The sequence below is a fragment of the Pseudoalteromonas sp. Of7M-16 genome (assembly GCF_022347805.1).
GTDB classification, from domain to species: Bacteria; Pseudomonadota; Gammaproteobacteria; order Enterobacterales; family Alteromonadaceae; genus Pseudoalteromonas; species Pseudoalteromonas luteoviolacea_F.
On the sequence record NZ_JAKRFY010000018.1, the window covers coordinates 123,739 to 143,881 of the forward strand.

Genomic DNA, 20,143 nt, shown 5'->3' on the forward strand with positions numbered 1-20,143 from the left:
TTACTCCTTGCCCAAATCACACTTAGCACGATAGTTATCTCTGTAAAAATCTTTCATTTCAGTGATATAACCTTTCCATAATTCATTTAATTCGCTGTAACTCTCTAGCGTAAACTGATCATCTTCGTAGGTATACAGCAGAGACAACATAGGGCAGTGGTAGTACAGTAATGCACCTTTAATCATATGATGAAGGTGATGCAATGGCGTATTTCTAAAGGAGTAGATATACCTTGCTTGCCTAAGTAAGATATTTGATGCTTGCTTTCGAGTCGTTACTGGTTCATTTGCCAAGCTGAGCATGTGCTCACAGATATCTTCAAATACATCAACACCAAGCAATTTGTCATCATACTGTTCAACGTCAAATTGCGTAAAGTAATCTTGTTTGAGAAACTCAATCTGCTCAAGTTTGTCTCTTGCGGTTGGCAAAGGTAACAGCTCTTCGGCACGCACTTCATGTGCACCAACTAATTTTGCGCCGTTACCAATATTGTAAACATTCCTTCCAGTTGGGTAATGGGCAATCAGCTTTTCTAGCTGGCTGTGGGCCATCATAAACAAGTCATTACTTTCGACCTGCCCACCAAAATTAGCTGGTAAATATTTACCATCCATCCTCAAACAGGCAATCCCTTCTTCGCTTTCATCATCTTGGTTGATGCGATAGATGCTGTCTTTGCTATGGTGTTCACCGGTCAGTAAGTTACCATTATCAATACCAAATAAATAAATATTCTTGAAACCAGTAAACATGGCAAAGGAAAGCGCCGCATTTGCAACCACTGGGTTACAATATGGCATCAAAGGAATACCGACATTTCTTTGAGTCTGACTCAATATTTCCAGTAAGAATGTACCTGCCTCATTGCCTTTTCCAGCAATACCCGACCATTTGTATCTATCTGTGTTATCAGGATAAAGTGTATTGAGGCCGATCAAATTTGTCTTTTTGTATTCCTCGGCAGGAAAGATATCGCCAAATATTTTGTAGTTAGAATAAGGGCGCTCAACCAGTACGTGAAAATCCACTGGAATACCTTTTTTATACAAAGACGCAATTGAAGTACCAGCTGCCATCAAAATGGCACGATCACAATTTTCTTTTATAAAGGCTTCAGCTTCATCTAGCGAGGGACCATTGCCTAAAATAAATACAGGTGTAGATAAATCCAAGCGTTTGTCTTTGGGCTGAACCAACATAGGAATGTTCTTTTCTAACAAATGCACCGTATGAGAGAGCCCAGTGATCGCATCGTTAAAAAACCCATGACCGAATTGAAACTTAAAGTATTGCTGTGACCACTGTTGGATAAGTTCGATAATTTCTGGCAGTGGCGTGTGCTGATAACAAAATGACCTAACCACAGAGAAAGCGCCAATATTGTCGGCCAACACTTCCAAATCTTTGATAAAGTTGTCTTTATTCGCACCAAGCTGGAAAAACAACGAGCCACCTTGCTCATCTACTTTTTTTATAATGTCATACCAATTGGTACAAAATAAGCTGGCAAAGAATACTTCAAAATCAGGTTCAATTAGAAAGCAATAATCAAATGTGGTTTTTTCGAGCAGTAACTCAACATGATAACCTAAGCCAATGCCAAAAATCATAGCAGAGGGAAAGTTTTCAGGTAACTGCGCAAAGTGCGCCCTATCCTTTGCTTTTATCTTACGTAAAGCCTTTGTCATTGCCCCCATATAGCGCACATGAATGCGTGTATCATTCGGATCAGACTGATATGCTGTATAATCAGTCGCGCTGAACATAGGGTGTTGTATGCTGTGCTCAACTTGTTGTGTCACTTGACCAATAGGGTCATCACTGTATATCGGCGCTGAAAGGTTTGCGGGGACAAAATTGCCGTGTCCGGTTGATGTGACATGAAGACAAAAATCTTCACGCACGTTGAATTCTTTAATTGCGTTGGCGATATCCGGGTAATACTCTTCAAAGCCAGTGACATTGCGAGCAAATCTTTCGTTTGCTTCTGTTGCAAATTTTGCTTCCCGAGCCTGATGTTCAATTGAATTTGCTAACTGCTCGTCAATAATTTGAATTTGTTCTTCGAGGGATTTTTGACTCATATTAAACTTGATTGTTGGTTAGATGCTTTTATATGCGTTTATTTTCTTTTTATTGCCTAAATGTCGAGATAGCTGCGTAGTGACATCACCCTTTTGTTGTCGCAGCCTGTCATTTATAGCTGATATATTCGCATAGCAATTTTGTAGGTGCGCGACTTGCTCTTGGGTCAAGTTGATATCATCACTTGTGAATATCTTCTTCAAAGACAAGTCTAAATTAGTTAGTACTTTTTCCGCGCTTTCTAGCTCACCAGCCTGACAGTGAGCTTCCAGTTCTTCTATATGGTCTTCAAGCTTAGCTAGCTCAGCCGACATTTGCATCAGCACCATTTTGGTTTAGCGTCTTTTCTCGTACATCATAAGGTATAGCATCCCAAGCAGACTTGATTTCTTTCAACAAATTAGAAACCTCTTCAATAATTGCTGGGTCGTTTTGCATACTCGCATCCAACAAACGCTCTAGCATGTAAGTATACAGAGCATATAAGTTTTCTGTGACTTCACCACCAACTTCAAAGTCTAGGCAATCTCTCAACGCACCAATAATGGCCGATGATTTAGAAATGTGTTCAGACTTGGCTTCTAAATGTTTTTTCTCAATTGCCACTTTTGCGAGGACCATTTTTTCAATCGCGCCCGCCATGAGCATTTGGATCACTTCATATCTATCAGCACCAGCAACACGCGTTTTAAGTGCCTCACGCTGATAATTTTTGACTCTTGCGTTATACATAACGGCTCCTTACAGTGTTATTTCTTGCTAGTAAATCCTGGCAGGTTTGCAAGCTGCGCACCTAAATAGTTTTGAGTTTGCTGCATTTGCGCTATCAAAACGTCTAGACCAGCATATTGTTTCCTTAACCTGTCTTCCAGAGATTGCATTCTATACTCATGGTTTATGACATCGTCTTCAAGGTCTTTGATCTGACCATTGAGACTGTCTTCCCTCTGTTTTAGCAAACCACCTGAATCTACGTAGTTGCCAAGTAACGATTCGAGTTCTTTGGCAACCCCATTAGGTCCTGCAAACGCTGTGCCAATATCATCGAAATTAGAATCCATTGCGTCATTCAGACTACGTACTAGCGATGACTTTTCAAGGTAGCCTTCTTTATCTACGCCCAAACCAATATCAAATATCGATCCGAATGGTCCCGCGTCTGTTAGCGGTTTAGAGAGCGCTGATATTAATTGATCATCTAAACTACGCATAGATGAGTCACCATTTAATGGCCTACCTATTCTTGTCTGAAAGCCAATCTGACCAATAACTGCATTATAGTTGGTAATGAGTTCATCAATTAATGTATTGACCGACTCTCTGTCATATTCAACACTTAGTTTAGCCGTTTCGTACACAGATGTGGTTGCATCTTGAACGCTTTTTGCTTTTGCCGTGATGGTCATGTCTTGCACGGCGTCTTTAAAGGTATTGGTAGAGCTGGTTACTTCCAAACCATCAACGGTAATTTTTGCATTTTGTGCTTTATCATCATCCGCAATGGTCATCCCACCAGCGGGGTTAGTCGTTGCATCATGGGTTTCTAGCGCATCCATTTCGGACGTATCACTGGTAATTACCAAGTCATTGCCATCCCCAGTAATGCTAGAAGTTAATACCAATTTACTGCCAACCGTCGGATCACCTGTGTTGACGATGTTCGCTGTGAGTCCAAAGTTATTATCGTCAGCATTAATAGCATCTCGCAACTCATTCAGCGTCATGCCCGCTGTGACAGTTAAATCAAAGGAATTGGTGCCTGCTGAAAACGACAAGGTGCCGCCTGATGCACTGACTACGGTGTCACTTGACGCAAACGCGTTGTCCGCGGTTACAGCACGACTACCTTGAGCAAGTTGTGTTACTGCAATATCAAAGTTACCAACTGAAATATCTGACGTTGGTGTAACACTGATGATATCACCGCTTGTAGGCTGCGTAATATTCGCAACCCTTTTATTGAAGTTTGAGATATCTGCCAATTTTTCGACAGTATCGTTAAGTTTGGAGATAGCAGACTTCACTTCGCCAACCGCCGATAACTCGACTTTGAGCGCTTCGTCCTTTATTGCGAACTGTTGCATCTTGGGCCTATTTTCAGCATCAACAGACGCTTTAATAATGCTTTCAAGATCTAACCCTGAGCCTACACCAGCAGATGTAATAAGTGGCATTTTGCTACCTCCAACTAACAATCAAGCTGTTCTATCAAACAGCACACCTTTACCTGATACCTTATCGGCAAATTCATCCAAAGCCTTAGCTACTTCTCGAAACTCTTCAGAAGGAATTTCTCTGATCACCTCATCACTACCTCTGTCAATCACTCTAATGAAAGGGGGATCCCCATTTTCATCAAATTCAAACGACAAATTCGTCGAAGTTACAGGCAAAACATTACTTAGCCGATCGAGATTGGCTTTCACCTCCTCAAACAATTCAGGTTGTAATTTACCCTCTTCTTCCTTTTTTTCTCGAGATTGTTCAAGCTTGTTATTACCTTCAACAGCTCGTAATGTTTCTTGTCCTTCTTCGGGCTTCGCAATATCAGGAGTTGGCACCATGCCGTTCGCTCCAACTCCAGTAGCAGATTGAACGTCTTTCATAATACACCTCCAAGTAACAAGCCTAATATATAGTATACGTCAAGTTTGTATTGAGTCCCAAACTTGACGCAACCATAGCGCCAAAATTAACCAAGTAGAGAGAGTGCGACCTGAGGTCTTTGGTTAGCCTGACTTAGAATTGAACTACTTGCCTGCTGCAGTATCTGCATTTTAGTTAAGCTAGCTGTTTCGGTAGCAAAGTCTGTGTCTTTGATACGTGAACGTGCAGCTGATAAGTTTTCAGATACGTTAGACTGGTTACGAATAGTTGATTGGAATCGGTTTTGAACCGCACCCAATTCTGCCCGCTTTTTATCCACTACAGCAATCAATGCATCCATACCCGCTAATACAGCTTGTGCATTGGCTTGAGAAGATACGCTGATAGAACCTGCTTGGAAGGTGTCACTGAAGGTATATGAGTTTGACGCTCCAGAAATAGAACTTACGCCTGAAGATAGTCCCGATAAGTCATTGCCAGCAATCGCACTTGCGATACCTGCAATACCCGAAAGGGTGAAACCACCGTTTGCAGATACATCATTTGCAGTACTAGACACATTTTTCATACTAAATGCGATTGTTTGAACTGCATCGGCACCAACCTGGAAGCTGGCATCATAACTGCCATCTAGTAGGTTTTGACCACCAAAAGTAGTATCTGCCGCAACCCGGTTAACTTCAGCTGATAGTGAACGGATCTCTTCTTGAACCGCCAATCTATCTTCATCAGTATTTGAACCGTTTGAAGCTTGTTGTGCAAGTGTTCTAATACGTTGGAACATTTGCGTTGTTTCATCTAACGCACCTTCAGCGGTTTGCGCCAATGAAATACCATCGTTTGCATTTCGAATACCTTGATTAAGACCGTTTATCTGGCCTGTTAATCGGTTTGAAATCTGCAAACCTGCTGCGTCATCTTTAGCACTGTTAATACGAGTACCTGATGACAACCTTTGGAATGAAACATCCAAAGCGCTTGACGAGTTGTTTAATTGCCTTTGGGCATTCAAAGAACTCACATTGGTGTTTACGTATAAAGCCATAATAGCCTCCGCTTTATCAATTTTGGTCGCTAGAACGGGATACCCCTACCCTGTTTTAGCGATTGTCAGAGTCCTAAAGTTATAGTTCTCTAACTCCGCTATCGACTGATAAAGCGAAAGCTTTAGCTTTATTTGCAAATATTTTTAAAAATAAATTAATTACCCTTGTAATAAGCTCAATGCAGCTTGTGGTCTCTGATTCGCCTGACCCAATATTGTTTGGCTAGCTTGTTGTAAAATCTGATTTTTAGTAAGCATAGCTGTTTCATGTGCAAAGTCAGCATCTCTAATACGCGATTTTGCAGCGGCTAGGTTTTCAGAGATATTCGATTGGTTACGAATTGTCGATTGGAATCGGTTTTGAACCGCACCTAGCTCTGAACGCTTTTTATCCACAACTGCGATCATGGCATCCATACCAGCCATAACAGCCTGTGCATTCGCTTGTGAAGAAACACTGATAGAGTCTGCTTGATATACATTACTAAAAGTAAATGAGTTAGAAGCGCCTGAAATCGCACTGACACCATCAGATAAGCCAGATAGATCGTTTCCACCTACCGCACTCGCAATACCGGCAATACCTGACATAGTAAATCCGCCATTGGCTGCCATTGAGTTTGCCGTTGCACCAACGTACTGCATGCTAAAGCCAATTGTCTGTACCGCATCGGCACCGACTTGGAAATTAGCTGAGTAAGAGCCGTCGAGTAAGTTTTGACCACCAAACGTCGTATCCGTGGCAACACGGTTTACTTCTGCCGCTAGTTGTCTAATTTCCTCTTGAACTGCTAAACGGTCTTCATCGGTATTTGAACCGTTAGCCGCTTGCTGTGACAAAGTACGAATACGTTGAAACATACTGGTAATTTCGTCCATCGCACCTTCAGCAGTTTGGGCCAGTGAAATCCCGTCGTTTGCATTTCGGTTACCTTGGTTTAGACCCAGTATTTGCGATTGCAAACGGTCTGAGATTTGCAGACCCGCTGCATCATCTGCAGCACTATTGATACGAAGACCTGAAGATAATCTCTTAAAAGATGTATCTAGTTCTACGCCCGACTGCTGCAACTGTCTTTGTGCATTCAGCGAGCTGACGTTAGTATTTACAAATAAAGCCATGGTTCACTCTCTCTATTCAATGCTCTTATTCAAGAGCAATATATGAGTACAAGAAGGCAATCCGAATCGATAAGGTTTTTAACGATGGGGCAATAAACTGCCACTTGTACAACTATTCAAAGTTTGAATAAGTAAAAGCAAGCTACATGCCAACTAAGAGAAGAATTTTTGACGACATTGAAACAAAAACAATAAGCATCTGATTTTATTTGAATTTTTGATTTTTATGTAAAAAAAAGGAGGCCAATGCCTCCTTTTTTAAAAGTTTGAGAGTGAGTGTCAATATTTTATTCTAAATATTGGCACGGAAAGTGCTAACATTAATGTGTTCATTGAATACATGAACTGATTTGGATTATAAGCTCCTCCGCTTTACCATCCAATTCCGGTGTCTGTGTTAATACCCCATCAAGCACAGACACCATTTTCATCCTCCGCTTTACATAGCCTCTACTTTATTAACCTAGAAGACTTAATGCTGCTTGTGGACGTTGGTTCGCCTGACTTAGAATCGTTTGGCTCGCCTGTTGTAGAATCTGCATCTTAGTTAGCGATGCTGTTTCTGTAGCAAAATCAGTATCTTTGATACGAGATTTCGCAGCTGATAGGTTTTCAGCAATGTTCGATTGGTTACGGATTGTAGATTGGAATCGGTTTTGAACCGCACCAAGTTCCGCACGTTTTTTATCAACTACGGCAATCAATGAATCCATACCAGCCAGTACAGCCTGTGCATTTGCCTGTGACGATACACTGATTGAGCCAGCTTGGAACGTATCACTGAAAGTGTAACTATTCGAAGCATTTGAGATAGCACTTACACCACTCGCTAAGCCTGATAAGTCGTTGCCACCGATTGCACTGGCGATACCTGCAATACCTGATAACGTGAAACCACCATTTGCTGAGATATCGTTTGCCGTACCGGCAACATTTTTCATACTAAAACCGATGGTTTGTACTGCATCTGCACCCACTTGGAAGCTTGCTTCATATGTACCATCTAAAAGGTTTTGACCACCGAAGGTCGTATCTTCAGCAACACGGTTAACTTCTGCCGATAGAGAACGAATTTCCTCTTGTATTGCTAAACGGTCTTCATCTGTGTTTGAGCCGTTTGAAGCCTGTTGTGCCAATGTACGAATACGCTGGAACATTGAGGTTACTTCATCCATCGCCCCTTCAGCTGTCTGCGCTAAAGAGATACCGTCATTCGCGTTACGGTTACCTTGGTTTAAACCGTTAATTTGTGAAGTTAGACGGTCTGAAATTTGTAGACCTGCCGCATCATCCGCTGCACTGTTGATACGGAAGCCTGATGATAAACGCTTGAATGAAACGTCTAAGGCATTGCCTGAATTGTTTAACTGTCTTTGAGCATTCAATGAACTTACGTTAGTATTTACATAAAGTGCCATGGTAATTCTCCCACTGTAAACTGAGTACTTACTCTCAAACTTATAACTCTCTTGGCCTTCGAGTTATTTAAACTGTCCGGCTTGGTTAATTAAGTTATCGGACGGCAAAAAGTTTCCTTTAGAATTTTTTTAATTTTTTTTATAAATCACTGTATTTAAAAGACTAAAAATGTAATTTCCAGCCTTCTAGGAATAGAGGGAAAGGACTTTCCGCTTTGACAAATAACCGAGATAAGGCAATGTTTTTATATGTGGGTCAAGGGGTTAACAAGTAAACTTTAATATTTGGCGGGTTTAATAATAAAAAGCCGTCAAATCGATGACGGCTAAATAGTTTATCGAATGTAATCGAGCAAGGACAAATTGGATAACCTGCCGTACGTCGCCTGGGAAGCCTGAAGTTGCGTTTCATGTTTGGTTAATTCAGTAATGGCCTCAGCCATATCCAATTCAATCAAATCTGCACGCGCAATTTTGTTGTTAATATCCAAATCCGTGTTTGCGTCAGTGATCCGCGTAGCGGTATTCATTCTGCCGCCTAACCCCGATTGGATCTGTGAAACCCGATTTTTTGCATTCTCCAACCCTATCATTGAGTCCGCCAATACTTGGCGATAATCTTTGTCGGAAAGGTTGGGGTCTTGCACTGCGGTAATGAGGCTTTCCAAGGTATTTAATACATTGTCTTTCTCGGGCGTGCCCAGTTCGAACGTAATCGTATCGGCAGCCCCCGCAGTCCCGGTAAAACTAAACTCCATACCCGCAACTTTAATATTGTTCTCAGTATAAGTACCGGTCTCAAATACCGTTGCACCTTGCATTAATCGGTAACTTGGGGGAGCAGTTGTGCCATTGAGCTCTAATTGAAATTCATTTCTCGTCGCTGGCGCCGTTGGGTCTGGATTGTAATTGGCTTTGTGGAACAGGTCGAAAGGGCCTTGTTGTGTAACATATACATCTGCACTGACAATACCACCAGAAGGCGTAGCCGTATTGGTTGTGACATTCAGGCGCTGCTCTACACTTTCAAAAACATCATACCCATTATCACTAGACTTAATCTCAACACCTTCGGCCACTTTAATTTTATGCTGCCCCTGATCGCCTCGATAAGCATATCGATTATTGTTGCTGTCAAATTCATAAGTTCGAGTGTTATCTTGATAACCCGAAAAGATATAACGACCATCTTCCGTTTTGGAGTTCATTAACTCTAAAACAGCAGTTTGAATTGACTCCAGCTCTTCAGAGAGTGCCGCCTTATCAGGCGCGGTCAATGAACCATTACCAGCGTTAACGGTAAGCTCAATCGAGCGAGTCAAAGAATCTTTAATGTTATCAAGCACACCTTCTTGCGTGTCAAGACGGCTTTTTAACATCGTTAAGTTCTTAGTGTACTGTTCATTAGTCTGGATCTTGTCGGAGTAGAGTAATGATCTCGCCATTGCAGAAGGATCATCCGATGCAGTTAATACACGTTTTTGTGTATTAACTTGCTTCATCGAATTATTCACTTCTTGCTGACTGTTCAAGATAGAATTCAAGTTACTTTTGAAAATCATGTTATGAGATAAACGCATAATTACCTCGCAGCACTAAGCAGTGTATCAAACACTGTTCTGGCAGCACTTAAAATTTGTGCTGACGCAGAATAAGATTGTTGGAAACGCAATAGATTTGCCGCCTCTTCGTCTAGGTTCACACCAGCTACCGATTCAAACCACGCCTCAGACTGAGCAGCAAGCGCATCATACGCTGCGCCATTTGTTTTAGCTTGGTTGGCGACTACCCCAATATCGGTAACTAGCCCGGCGTAAGCTTCATTAAATGTATTTAAATTGTCCGCAACGGCGGTAGTAACCACATTTTGCCTTACTAATTGTCCAGATTGTAATTGACTTAATACCAATCCATTACGGTTATCATCGAAACCGCCTTGGTTGAATTCAATGGTATAAGTATCACCTGTTGATGGCTCACCATCGATATTGAAGTCAAAACCATACCCCGCAAACACACCACCAGCCGACGCCAAGATATTCTCTCTCGGCGCAGGTGCTGTAAATGTCGTTGTACCGCTTGCATCGGTGATCTGGTATTCATCTGGGTTACCTGTTTTCACCAACGTGATCGTGCCATTTGTCAAAGTTGGAGGACTCGTAGCAGCAAAATTACTACTTGCTGGATCTGTACTTGTCACTGTACCGACAGAAATAGTTGCGTTACTCACATTATTGGCTGAAGACTCAGTTCGAATTGGAGACGCAAGCGCTAGACTCTCTGGTCTATCAGTTGCCAGTGTCATGGTACCAGCCGCCGCTGAGTTCAATTTTATGTCAAACATATCTCCATCATTTGGCGTGGTAACTGCACCGTTCACATCGGTAAAGCTGATTTGCAAGCCAAATAAATCTGTGCCTGCGGGCGCAGATTGAGAATTTAAAGGGTTTACATAAGGAACTGTCGTCGCAGTGCCAATGGTATTGCCTTGCGCATCAATCGCTGCAACAGTAATTTGGCTTGAACCGGCATCATAAGAGACTCTAAAATCCGTTGCAGGGATCTCGTTACCTTTTCCTGGTTCCAATGTCGCAACGAGCTGGGTTGTACCTGTATTGCTTCTGTGAGGATAACCGGCTGTGGTCGGAATTGAAAATATATCTCCGCCTAAGTTGCCATCTAAATCCATACCGAGTTTATTTTGTTGGTTGAAAGCGTCAGCCAAAGATAACGCTATTTGGCCCAGCTGGTTTTGTGCTGGGATCAATATTTCATCACGAAACGCCAGTAACCCGCCAATCTTGCCCTGTAATTTGGTTTGATCTACATCCAGTGCAACTGCTGTACCGTCGGTGACATCAAGTTTCAATTCTTTCTTGCTTGGATCAGGATCGCCATCTAGTGAAAACAAATTAAAACTGCCATTTTCCATCACTACCGACTGACCAGACCCTAAGAAAACCAGCTTCTCGCCATTTGAACCGTCAAGGGTTTCAATATCAACTAACTCTGCCAAATCTTTAATTGCCTGATCACGCTCATTGAGCACTGAGTTTGCATTATCACTATCAGGGTTCGCATTAAGTGCACCTACCTGACCATTCAAATCACTTATTTTTTGAATTAAGTTATTGGCCTCTTGTGAGTAAATTGATAACTGCTCATTTACGATATTATTTTGGTCGAAAACAATACCAGACAGTCGGTCCATTTGATCAATGAGATTTTGTGCATCGGTGAGAAACAATGACCGCGTCACCGTAGACGAAGGTAGGTTCATCGCTTCTTGTAAATTATTGAACAGAGAGTTAATGCTGCTGTTTAAATTATTTGAGTCTTCGCCAAATAGTGTATCAACACGTGTAGACTCAGTTACAAACTGATCATAATAGGACTGACTAGATACATCTCGGTACAACTGCTTTTGCGCAAATTCATTTAGTAAGCGGACGGTTTCACCACGACCCACTTGATTACCAATTAACGTAGCATGTTCAGTACGCTCTCGAATGTACCCAACTGTGTTTAAATTGGCGATGTTTTTACTGGTCGTTTGCAGTAGTTCACTACTTGCTCTTACGCCAGATGTGCCAATATTCATTAAGTTAAAAGACATCTTAGTTTACTCCCTGACGTGCAAATGAGGACACTGCTGATTGAAAATGTGATCCACCCAATACATTTTTTATTTTATTCGCATAATTAGGATCAGTCGCATACCCAGCCTGTTGCAGTGCATCTAGGTACTCGCCGGGTTTAGACGCTTTTTGTAACGCCTCTTCATAGCGAGGATTGGATTGTAGAAAGTCAACGTAGTCGCTAAAGCTATCTTTTAACGAGTCATAAGCGCGAAAATTTGCTTGTTTTTTAACAGGTAAGCCCTGTTCAAATTCGAGTGTCATTTTACTGGCACTGTCTCCTGTCCAGCGGCTATCCGCCTTAATATTGAATAAGTTAAAACTACTATTTCCATCTTGTTTGGAGATAACATGTTTCCCCCAACCAGTTTCCAGCGCCGCTTGTGCCACCATCACAGCTGGGTTTAAGCCTATTTTTTCTGCCGCAGACTTAGCATAACCCCATAGAGTTTTCACAAACTCTTCTGGGCTTTCAAAAGCCTGAGGATCAGCAGGGGTATCTGCCACATCTTTTACTGTGCTTTTTTCTTCTACTACATCTTTATCGGGCTGATTAATTGGAGTTTGACCGCTAGCAATTCGATCGCTTTGCAACTCGGCGCCGGTACGCACAACTGATGAAGGCATATAGCCATTTTTTTCCGGAGACAGCTGCTGCACAATCAAATCTGCTAGACCTAAACTACCTTTATTCGATAATTCCAATGCCATTTGTTGGTCGTGCATATCACGATAGAATTTGACACTGCTAGAGTTGAAGGGGCTATCTTTGTCTTCGAAAGCCTCATTGGCTTTACGCATACTGGTTAACAGCATTTGAGTAAAAATTGACTCAAACTGCTGCGCAGCTTTTTTTAGCGCTTGTTTTGATGCATCACCATCACCCGCGCTTTTTAACGCATCCTGTCTCAATGAGTTCAGGTTGTTTAAATCAAAAAAGCTTTGATTATGTGTTGGATCAGTATTCATAGTTCAAAAACACGTCGCTAAAAAAGAATATTATTAACAATGCAAATTTTGAGCCAAAAAAAAGCCTCATAAAAATGAGGCTAACTTATTGATTATTAATTGATCATCATATGACAACAAGTTGACCATGTATTGCGCCAGCTTCTTTTAGCGCTTCAAGTATCGCCATTAAATCACCTGGAGCTGCACCTACAGCGTTAATAGCACGAACTAAGTCATCTAAGCTGCTACCGGGGTCAAAAACAAATGCTCTTGAATCATCTTGGTCTACATCAACAATACTCTGACGCGTGACAACTGCATCTGCATCAGTAAGAGGCTGTGGTTGCGACACATTGGTCTGTTCTGCAATGGTTACCGTTAACCCACCGTGCGTGATTGCGGCGGGCTGTAACTTAACATCTTTACCAATTACAATTGTGCCAGTTCTCGAATTGACAATGATTTTTGCCGATGTATCTGCCGGTTTAAACTCCAAGTTTTCAAGTGTAGACAGGTAAGCCACTCGTTGCGATGGATCTCGAGGTGCAATCACTCTGACTGAAGCGGCATCTAGCGCACTGGCGCTGTTTGGCCCGACTAATTCGTTGATCGTATCTGCTAAACGCTTTGCCGTGGTAAAGTCAGGACGATTTAAATTGAATGTAATGTGATCACCTTGAGTGAACGGACTTTTGACAGCGCGTTCAACCATGCCACCATTTGGGATTCGACCAACAGTGGGCGTATTGATCACCACTCGGCTCCCATCTAATCCCTCAGCACCTAATCCACCGACAATCATGCTGCCCTGCGCAATGGCATATACATTGCCATCGACACCTTTTAAGAAGGTCTGTAACAACGTCCCCCCTCTTAGACTACCAGCACTGCCAATTGAAGATACTGTCACGTCAATACTCTGACCTGGCTTTACAAAAGGTGGTAAGTCTGCGTGAACCGCTACCGCAGCCACATTTTTGATCTTTGGTTTTAAATTTCCAGGTAAGGTAATACCAAAGCTGTTCAGCATCGCTTTAAAGCTTTGTTCGGTAAAGCGACTTTGCTCCCCCGTTCCTGGCAGGCCCACAACAAGACCGTAGCCAATAAGCTGGTTGCTTCTTACCCCTTCGACAACACTAACATCTTTAATGCGCTCAGCTGCTGCTTCAAGCGATAAGATGAGTGTAAAGAGTACTACTAGAGTTTGCACAATACGCATAATTGACTTCCTTAAAATGGCATCAAGGTGCTCATGAAGAACTTGGTCAACCAACCAGCACTTTGAACTTCTTGTGTTTGCCCTTTACCCGAATATTGGATCCGTGCATTTGCAATGCGGTTGGATTCCACTTCGTTTTCAGCAGAAACATCCTGTGGTCTAACCAAACCTTCAAGACGAATAAATTCCTCTCCAGTATTAAGAGTTAACCATTTTTCGCCTCGGATCACCAAATTACCATTCGGTAAGACTCGCATTACATTCACTGAGATATTACCAAATAAACTGTTTGATTGATTTGCTTGAGCATCGCCCTGATAGGAAGAGTTGGCCCCCATATCTAGTTGGATGGCATCACCACCAATATTAACTGGGGCATTGCCAAGACCAAGAAATGGATCGACGTTGACCTCACTATCTTTATCTAACTTTGAGTTTGCCGCTTTTGAAGCTTGTGTCGACTCTCTGAGCACCACTGTAATGATGTCGCCCACTCTCACCGCTTTTTTATCCGAGTACAGATCATTCGAATATGAATTGAACAGCGATCCTGTTGAAACCACAGGCTCAGCTTCCATGTCAGGATACATAGGCGCGTAGTATGGATCATCTCTAACTACATCACTATTTTCTGTTGACATGCAACCACTTAGGCCTAAGCCTAGCGCAACTACCAATATACATTTACGCATGATCTGCCCTACCTTAATTAAAGTTGTTGATTGATGTAACTCAGCATTTCGTCAACAGACTTGATCACTTTTGAGTTCATTTCATAAACACGCTGGGTCTCTATTAGATTCACCAGCTCTTCGGTAACATTTACGTTAGAAGTTTCAAGCGCCCCTTGCACCATGCTGCCAAGCCCTTCAACCCCCGGGTTACCTTGTACAGGCGCACCACTTACCGCAGTTTCGGTATACAAGTTTTGACCGATTGGTTCCAAACCTGATGGGTTAATGAAGTCACTGATCACAAGCTGACCAATAACGGTATTTTCTGCTTGTCCATTAATGCTGACAGAAACTTCACCATCTTGAGAAATCGTTATCGAGTTTGCGTTATCTGGTACTGTCATTTCCGGTTGCACCGGGAAACCTGCGCCAGAGGTTACCACACGGCCCGTTTCGTCCGTTGTAAACTGACCATTGCGCGAGTAGGCGATTGTGCCATCAGGCATTTGAATTTCAAAAAAGCCAGGACCTTGTATCATCCAATCAAGAGAGTTTTCGGTACTTATCATATTACCTTGTGAAAAGTTCTTTTGGTTGGCAACCACCTTAGAACCAGCACCGAGCATTAAACCTGAAGGAAGTTCGGTATCTTGTGATGAACGCCCACCTGGCTGGTTAATATTTTGATAGAGTAAATCTTCAAAGATTGCTCGGCTCTTTTTATAACCAACGGTACTGGCGTTGGCTAAGTTATTCGAGATAACTGAAATGTCAGTTTGCTGGGCGTCGAGCCCTGTTTTACTTATCCACAATGCAGGATTCATAATCTATACCTCACTCTCTTATACTATGCGCAGGAGCGAAGTGTGTCGCTCGTCGATTTCTTCTGCTGACTTCATTAATTTCATTTGCATTTCAAACTGCCTCTGGTGGTTAATCAAATCCACCATCTCATGAACTGGATTGACGTTGGACATTTCCAAATAGCCACTCATGACTTTTGCTGTAGGTGATACTTCACAAAAGCCGCAATGGCCATCTTCAAGCTGATCTTCTTTGGGTCGAAATAGACCATCATTACCTTTCTCCAACTTTGAGTTGTCTGCGGTAATAATTTTGAGTCTATCTACAGTTTCCAAAAAATTGGCGGGCGCCCCCTGAGGGCGAATCTGAATTGAACCATCATCGCTAAATACCACTTTGTCTATTGGAAGAGGAAGAATGATTGGTCCACCTTCGCCAATTAATTGACGACCATGACTGGTCACCAAAGAACCATCACTTGTAATATTTAACGTGCCCACTTTTGTATAAGCTTCTTCACCGCTAGCATCCATGACGCTTATCCAAGACTTGTCATCAACCGCGATATCCAAATCTCGTCCAGTTTCTGCGACAGCACCACTTAACATATTTGTTCCTGGACGCTCTTGCATGGCGAATACACGTGTCGGCAAGCCTTCACCAAACGCTTGCATAGAGCGAGCTTGAGCAAAGTCTGCTTTAAAACCCGTGGTATTAGCATTTGCTAAGTTGTTCGCTTTTAGCGCTACACCGCGTAAGCTTTGTTTAGCTCCAGACATGGCGACATATAGCATTTTATCCATGAGAACGACCTAAAACTGTTCAATATATAGTGATAAAAGCAATATTAGTGCCAAGGTGAGTGTCAAAAAATAAAAAAGCCGCGAATGCGGCTTTTGAAATGTGATTAGTGTTATCGGATTTGCAATATATTTTGTTGTAGTGTCGAGTTTACTTCCAGTGCCCTTGAGTTTGCTTGGAAGTTTCGCTGCGCACTTATCAAATCAACTAGCTCGTTGGTCAAGTTAACATTCGATTGCTCTAATGCTGAAGAGTTGATTGACCCTAACGTACCTGAGCCCGGCTCACCTGCGATAGGCTCACCTGATGTTAAACTTTTCTTCCAACCTGTATTTCCAGCCTCAGTTAGACCTTGTGAGTTAGAGAATCGTACCATTGCTACCTGACCTAAGAAGGTAGAGTCACCATTACTGTAAGAGGCAACAATCTTACCGTCCGCGCCGATATCAATACCCGCTAATCGGCCAGTAGTCGCGCCGTCTTGGTCAAGCGCCTTAACTTCGAATCGACTCGCAAACTGAGTTGGTAGTTTAGAACTAGTATTAGTTTCATCACGCCAGTTCATCTGGATATCTGACGGGAATGTCGCACCGTTGGTCAACAAGCCAGATAAGTTAGTACCGGTAAGTGTTAATGGATTGAATGTAGTACCGGTGTTTGGCACTGCTGGGTTACCTGTATCTTCAGGAAAACCTTGCGCGTTAAAACCAAATTCGGTGATTGGGGTCCCAGGAGGCGCCGCAATCTGCGTACCGGTGGCATCAAACTGCTGGCCTCCAAGCGTCGCATATACCTGCCACTCATTTGCATTGGTTGTAGGGTCTTCCTTACGGAAAAAGAACTGTAATGTATGAGGTTCACCCAGTGAGTCGTAAATAGTCGTCGACGTCGAGCTGTTATATGACGCGCTCACTGTAGGATCAAACGGTACAGACGGTGCCGTTGCACGTGAATCTAGGTTAAACGAAGAATAAACATTCGTGGTAGCACGAGGAGAACCTGACGCATCCGGAATTTGCAATGCAGAAGATGTACTCAAACTCACCGAAGTCGTATCACCTGTACTAGGATCAACTGGGAAGCCCTGTAAAAAGTTACCATTGGCATCAACGATAAAGTTATCTTTATTGAGTTTAAATGCACCGGCGCGTGTAAATGTATAGTCTTGACCACCTAATTCCTCACTTGTTGCAAAATAACCTTCACCTGTAATCGCAAGGTCAAGTGAGTTTTGGGTAAAGTTTAAAGAACCTTGGTGAAACTGTTGGGCAACCATTGTCGTTGAAACACCATCACCATTTTTAGTTTTACCTGCACTAAATACTGACGAAGCGTAAACTGAAGCGAACTCTGCACGCGACTCTTTAAAACCTGTCGTATTTACGTTTGCAATGTTGTTAGCTGTGGTATCCAAGTCTTTTTGGGCAGCAGCTAGTCCTGTTAAAGCAATATTAAAACTCATACTCTAATACCTCTATAATTAAGGTTAAAATCTTTTGATTACGCTATTTCTGCAACGTCAGTTAATCTAACTGCACCAGCTTTGGTGTTAATTACAATGCCCTGAGAGCCATTAACATTAACACTATCAATATTTCTAAAAGTCGCTGTAGGCAAAGATTCAAACTTACCGTTTGTTTGCCCTTCAGCTTTAATCGTGTATTCACCAGGAGGCACTGGGTCGCCGCTTTGATTCAAGCCATCCCAATCAAAACGTGTCGCACCAACACTCTGTTCCCCTAGCTCTATTTTCCTAACGAGCTCATTTTTATCATTAACAATACTCAAAGTGAGCTTTTCAACGGGCTCTGCAACAATGATGGATCCTCGTGACTGCATGCCTGGACCATGCTCAACAGTGTCGGATTCTAGCAGTGCCTTTTTACCAATTAACGCCGAAGCTTGAAGTGCTGAGTTTGACGTCATTGATGCAGCTAGTGATTCAAACTTGGTATTCAAGTTTGATATTCCCTCAGCCATGGTAAAATTTGTCATCTGAGAGATCATTTGATCATTGTCAGCAGGTTTACTCGGGTCTTGGTAAGACAACTGCTGGGTGAGTAACGCAAAGAAGTCTTCCTGCTTTAGCTCATCATTTTTCTCAGTTGGCACTTTTTTATCTGGCCAACGCAACGAGTCTACTAAAGACGTAGTTGCGGAATTGACATCATTACTCATCAGCTATACTCCCAATTAGCGCTGACCAAGCAACAGAGTTTTACTTAACATCTGTTTTGCTGCGTCTGCTACTTGAACATTCGTTTGGTACGAACGTGAGGCGGAGATCATATTTGTCATCTCTTCCACAACATTCACATTCGGTTTATAGATATAACCATCTTTATCAGCACTAGGGTGGTTTGGATTGTATTCAACCTGTAAAGGCTTATCGCTCTCTACAATTCCTAAAACCTTAACGCCTACCGAAGAACTCATTGTATTTGGGTGCGCTGCGGCCGCTTTGTTTAACTCAGCGGCAAAAACAGGGTGCCTTGCCCGATACACTTTGTCCTGACTAGAACTGATGCTGTTTGCATTGGATATATTACTGGCAGTGGTGTTCAAGCGAACATTTTGTGCACTCATGCCAGAGCCTGCGATATCAAAAACGTTATATAAACTCATAATTAGGCTCCTTGACCACCACCAAGCGCTTTTTTCAAGCTTTTAAATTTACCACCCAAAAAGTTCAAACTAGCTTGGTACTCTAATGCATTCTGTACATACAAGTTTCGTTCCACCTGTATATCCACTGAGTTACCATCACCTGTATCTGTTTGATTTGGATTACGAAATAGTTCATCACTGTTAGTCAATCTTGTCCCACCACTAATGTGTCTTTCGTTGGTTCGGGTCATTTGATTGCCGCTTTGTTGTGCCGTCTTTGCCGCACTAAGTGCTCGGCCAAAATCGATGTCTTTTGCTTTGTAACCGGGAGTATCAGCATTCGCAATATTACTTGCCAAAATCTCGGCACGTTGAGAGCGGATCAACATTGTATGCTGATGCACCCCAAGCGCTTTATCAAAACTAATTGCCATAACCAACTCCAAAAATTTGACTATATGCAGGTTAATGCAAAAGTAGGACCAACTTTAAAACCAATTCAAAACTAACATTTAAAACCTTAATATCAGTAACTTGCAAATAAACCTTTAGTCCAGCACCTTTGTCAATAATATGCTTTTAACTCTTATATAGTTTTGTACAAGCAGGTTTTATTCCGTAAATTGGGGGGAGAATTGATATAGAGATCACGCTCACTTTATTGAATTGCTCAGGATTGAATTATCACTGTAGCGGCTGGAAAGTACATTTGTACCTGCACGTATAAGTTTGCAGCAAAAAGCCGCCAGCAATGGGGGGATGGTTAAAAAAGTACTAATACCGAACAGATGGCTGCCTTTCACCAACCTTTAGGGGCAAGGAGCACCGCAACTAATTTGTACGCAAGGTAATATAAGCCGTTTTAACCGGAGATAACCAATGTACCTCTCTAATCCAAGAAATCGTGCAAAAGGTTACCGACAGCGAACGCAGTAAGGTGTAAAAGGTTAGCGACAATGAACGAAGTGAATTCGCTCTTTTTACGCAAGGTGAAATGAGCTGTTTTAATAGTTGTTAAGGCAATCACCTCTAACACCTAGCTAGTATCGAATACATAGATCCTGAAGCGAGTTCCAATGCTGTTCGTTTAAGGGGCCTTGAGTGGCTGGCTCCTTTTAACTGGAAACTCTTTCTTCTTCATTTTCACTGCCCGAGGGTAATTCGGCCT

At 42.3% G+C, this 20,143-nt stretch carries 19 protein-coding genes; all 19 read right to left on the reverse strand.

Features of this window, described 5'->3' with window-relative positions:
• On the reverse strand, positions 1-2,088 hold the full coding sequence (locus MHN81_RS18205) for a 6-hydroxymethylpterin diphosphokinase MptE-like protein (RefSeq protein WP_239426368.1): 2,088 nt from the start codon (positions 2,086-2,088) through the stop codon (positions 1-3).
• 18 nt (positions 2,089-2,106) lie between these two features.
• Positions 2,107-2,403, reverse strand: coding sequence for a hypothetical protein (locus MHN81_RS18210; protein ID WP_036977307.1), 297 nt, complete (start codon positions 2,401-2,403; stop codon positions 2,107-2,109).
• Positions 2,393-2,821 (reverse strand): flagellar export chaperone FliS, encoded by a 429-nt coding sequence (gene fliS / locus MHN81_RS18215; protein WP_023401754.1) that lies wholly within the window; start codon positions 2,819-2,821, stop codon positions 2,393-2,395. The genes MHN81_RS18210 and fliS overlap by 11 nt, the downstream gene beginning before the upstream one ends.
• 17 nt (positions 2,822-2,838) lie before the next feature.
• Positions 2,839-4,263: a flagellar filament capping protein FliD gene (gene fliD / locus MHN81_RS18220; RefSeq protein ID WP_239426369.1), complete on the reverse strand. Its 1,425-nt coding sequence runs from the start codon at positions 4,261-4,263 to the stop codon at positions 2,839-2,841.
• A 21-nt stretch (positions 4,264-4,284) separates the two neighbouring features.
• Entirely contained in the window at positions 4,285-4,695 is a 411-nt protein-coding gene (locus MHN81_RS18225) for a flagellar protein FlaG (protein ID WP_023401752.1), read from the reverse strand.
• Between the two features lie 86 nt (positions 4,696-4,781).
• Positions 4,782-5,741, reverse strand: a complete 960-nt coding sequence (locus MHN81_RS18230) for a flagellin (RefSeq protein ID WP_023401751.1) — start codon at positions 5,739-5,741, stop codon at positions 4,782-4,784.
• Positions 5,742-5,900: 159 nt separating this feature from the next.
• Entirely contained in the window at positions 5,901-6,863 is a 963-nt protein-coding gene (locus MHN81_RS18235) for a flagellin (protein WP_023401750.1), read from the reverse strand.
• Between the two features lie 458 nt (positions 6,864-7,321).
• Positions 7,322-8,281: a flagellin gene (locus MHN81_RS18240; protein WP_023401748.1), complete on the reverse strand. Its 960-nt coding sequence runs from the start codon at positions 8,279-8,281 to the stop codon at positions 7,322-7,324.
• A 335-nt stretch (positions 8,282-8,616) separates the two neighbouring features.
• The gene (gene flgL / locus MHN81_RS18245) at positions 8,617-9,861 is read right to left on the reverse strand and encodes a flagellar hook-associated protein FlgL (RefSeq protein WP_023401747.1); all 1,245 of its coding nucleotides are present in this window, start codon (positions 9,859-9,861) and stop codon (positions 8,617-8,619) included.
• A gap of 2 nt (positions 9,862-9,863) precedes the next feature.
• On the reverse strand, positions 9,864-11,897 hold the full coding sequence (gene flgK / locus MHN81_RS18250; RefSeq protein WP_023401746.1) for a flagellar hook-associated protein FlgK: 2,034 nt from the start codon (positions 11,895-11,897) through the stop codon (positions 9,864-9,866).
• A gap of 1 nt (position 11,898) precedes the next feature.
• The gene (flgJ, locus tag MHN81_RS18255) at positions 11,899-12,888 is read right to left on the reverse strand and encodes a flagellar assembly peptidoglycan hydrolase FlgJ (protein WP_023401745.1); all 990 of its coding nucleotides are present in this window, start codon (positions 12,886-12,888) and stop codon (positions 11,899-11,901) included.
• A gap of 106 nt (positions 12,889-12,994) precedes the next feature.
• Positions 12,995-14,089, reverse strand: a complete 1,095-nt coding sequence (locus MHN81_RS18260) for a flagellar basal body P-ring protein FlgI (protein ID WP_023401744.1) — start codon at positions 14,087-14,089, stop codon at positions 12,995-12,997.
• Between the two features lie 11 nt (positions 14,090-14,100).
• Positions 14,101-14,781 carry a flagellar basal body L-ring protein FlgH gene (gene flgH / locus MHN81_RS18265; RefSeq protein WP_023401743.1) on the reverse strand — a complete coding sequence of 227 codons (681 nt, stop codon included), beginning with the start codon at positions 14,779-14,781 and terminating at the stop codon, positions 14,101-14,103.
• A 17-nt stretch (positions 14,782-14,798) separates the two neighbouring features.
• Complete coding sequence (gene flgG / locus MHN81_RS18270) at positions 14,799-15,587, reverse strand: flagellar basal-body rod protein FlgG (protein WP_023401742.1); 789 nt, start codon at positions 15,585-15,587, stop codon at positions 14,799-14,801.
• 18 nt (positions 15,588-15,605) lie between these two features.
• Complete coding sequence (locus tag MHN81_RS18275; RefSeq protein ID WP_023401741.1) at positions 15,606-16,370, reverse strand: flagellar basal body rod protein FlgF; 765 nt, start codon at positions 16,368-16,370, stop codon at positions 15,606-15,608.
• A 110-nt stretch (positions 16,371-16,480) separates the two neighbouring features.
• A complete protein-coding gene (gene flgE / locus MHN81_RS18280; protein WP_023401740.1) occupies positions 16,481-17,830 on the reverse strand; it encodes a flagellar hook protein FlgE in 1,350 nt (449 codons plus the stop codon).
• Between the two features lie 38 nt (positions 17,831-17,868).
• Positions 17,869-18,546, reverse strand: coding sequence for a flagellar hook assembly protein FlgD (locus MHN81_RS18285; protein ID WP_023401739.1), 678 nt, complete (start codon positions 18,544-18,546; stop codon positions 17,869-17,871).
• Between the two features lie 15 nt (positions 18,547-18,561).
• Positions 18,562-18,993, reverse strand: coding sequence for a flagellar basal body rod protein FlgC (gene flgC, locus MHN81_RS18290; protein ID WP_023401738.1), 432 nt, complete (start codon positions 18,991-18,993; stop codon positions 18,562-18,564).
• 2 nt (positions 18,994-18,995) lie between these two features.
• Positions 18,996-19,409 (reverse strand): flagellar basal body rod protein FlgB, encoded by a 414-nt coding sequence (flgB, locus tag MHN81_RS18295; protein WP_023401737.1) that lies wholly within the window; start codon positions 19,407-19,409, stop codon positions 18,996-18,998.
• Between the last annotated feature and the right edge of the window lie 734 nt (positions 19,410-20,143).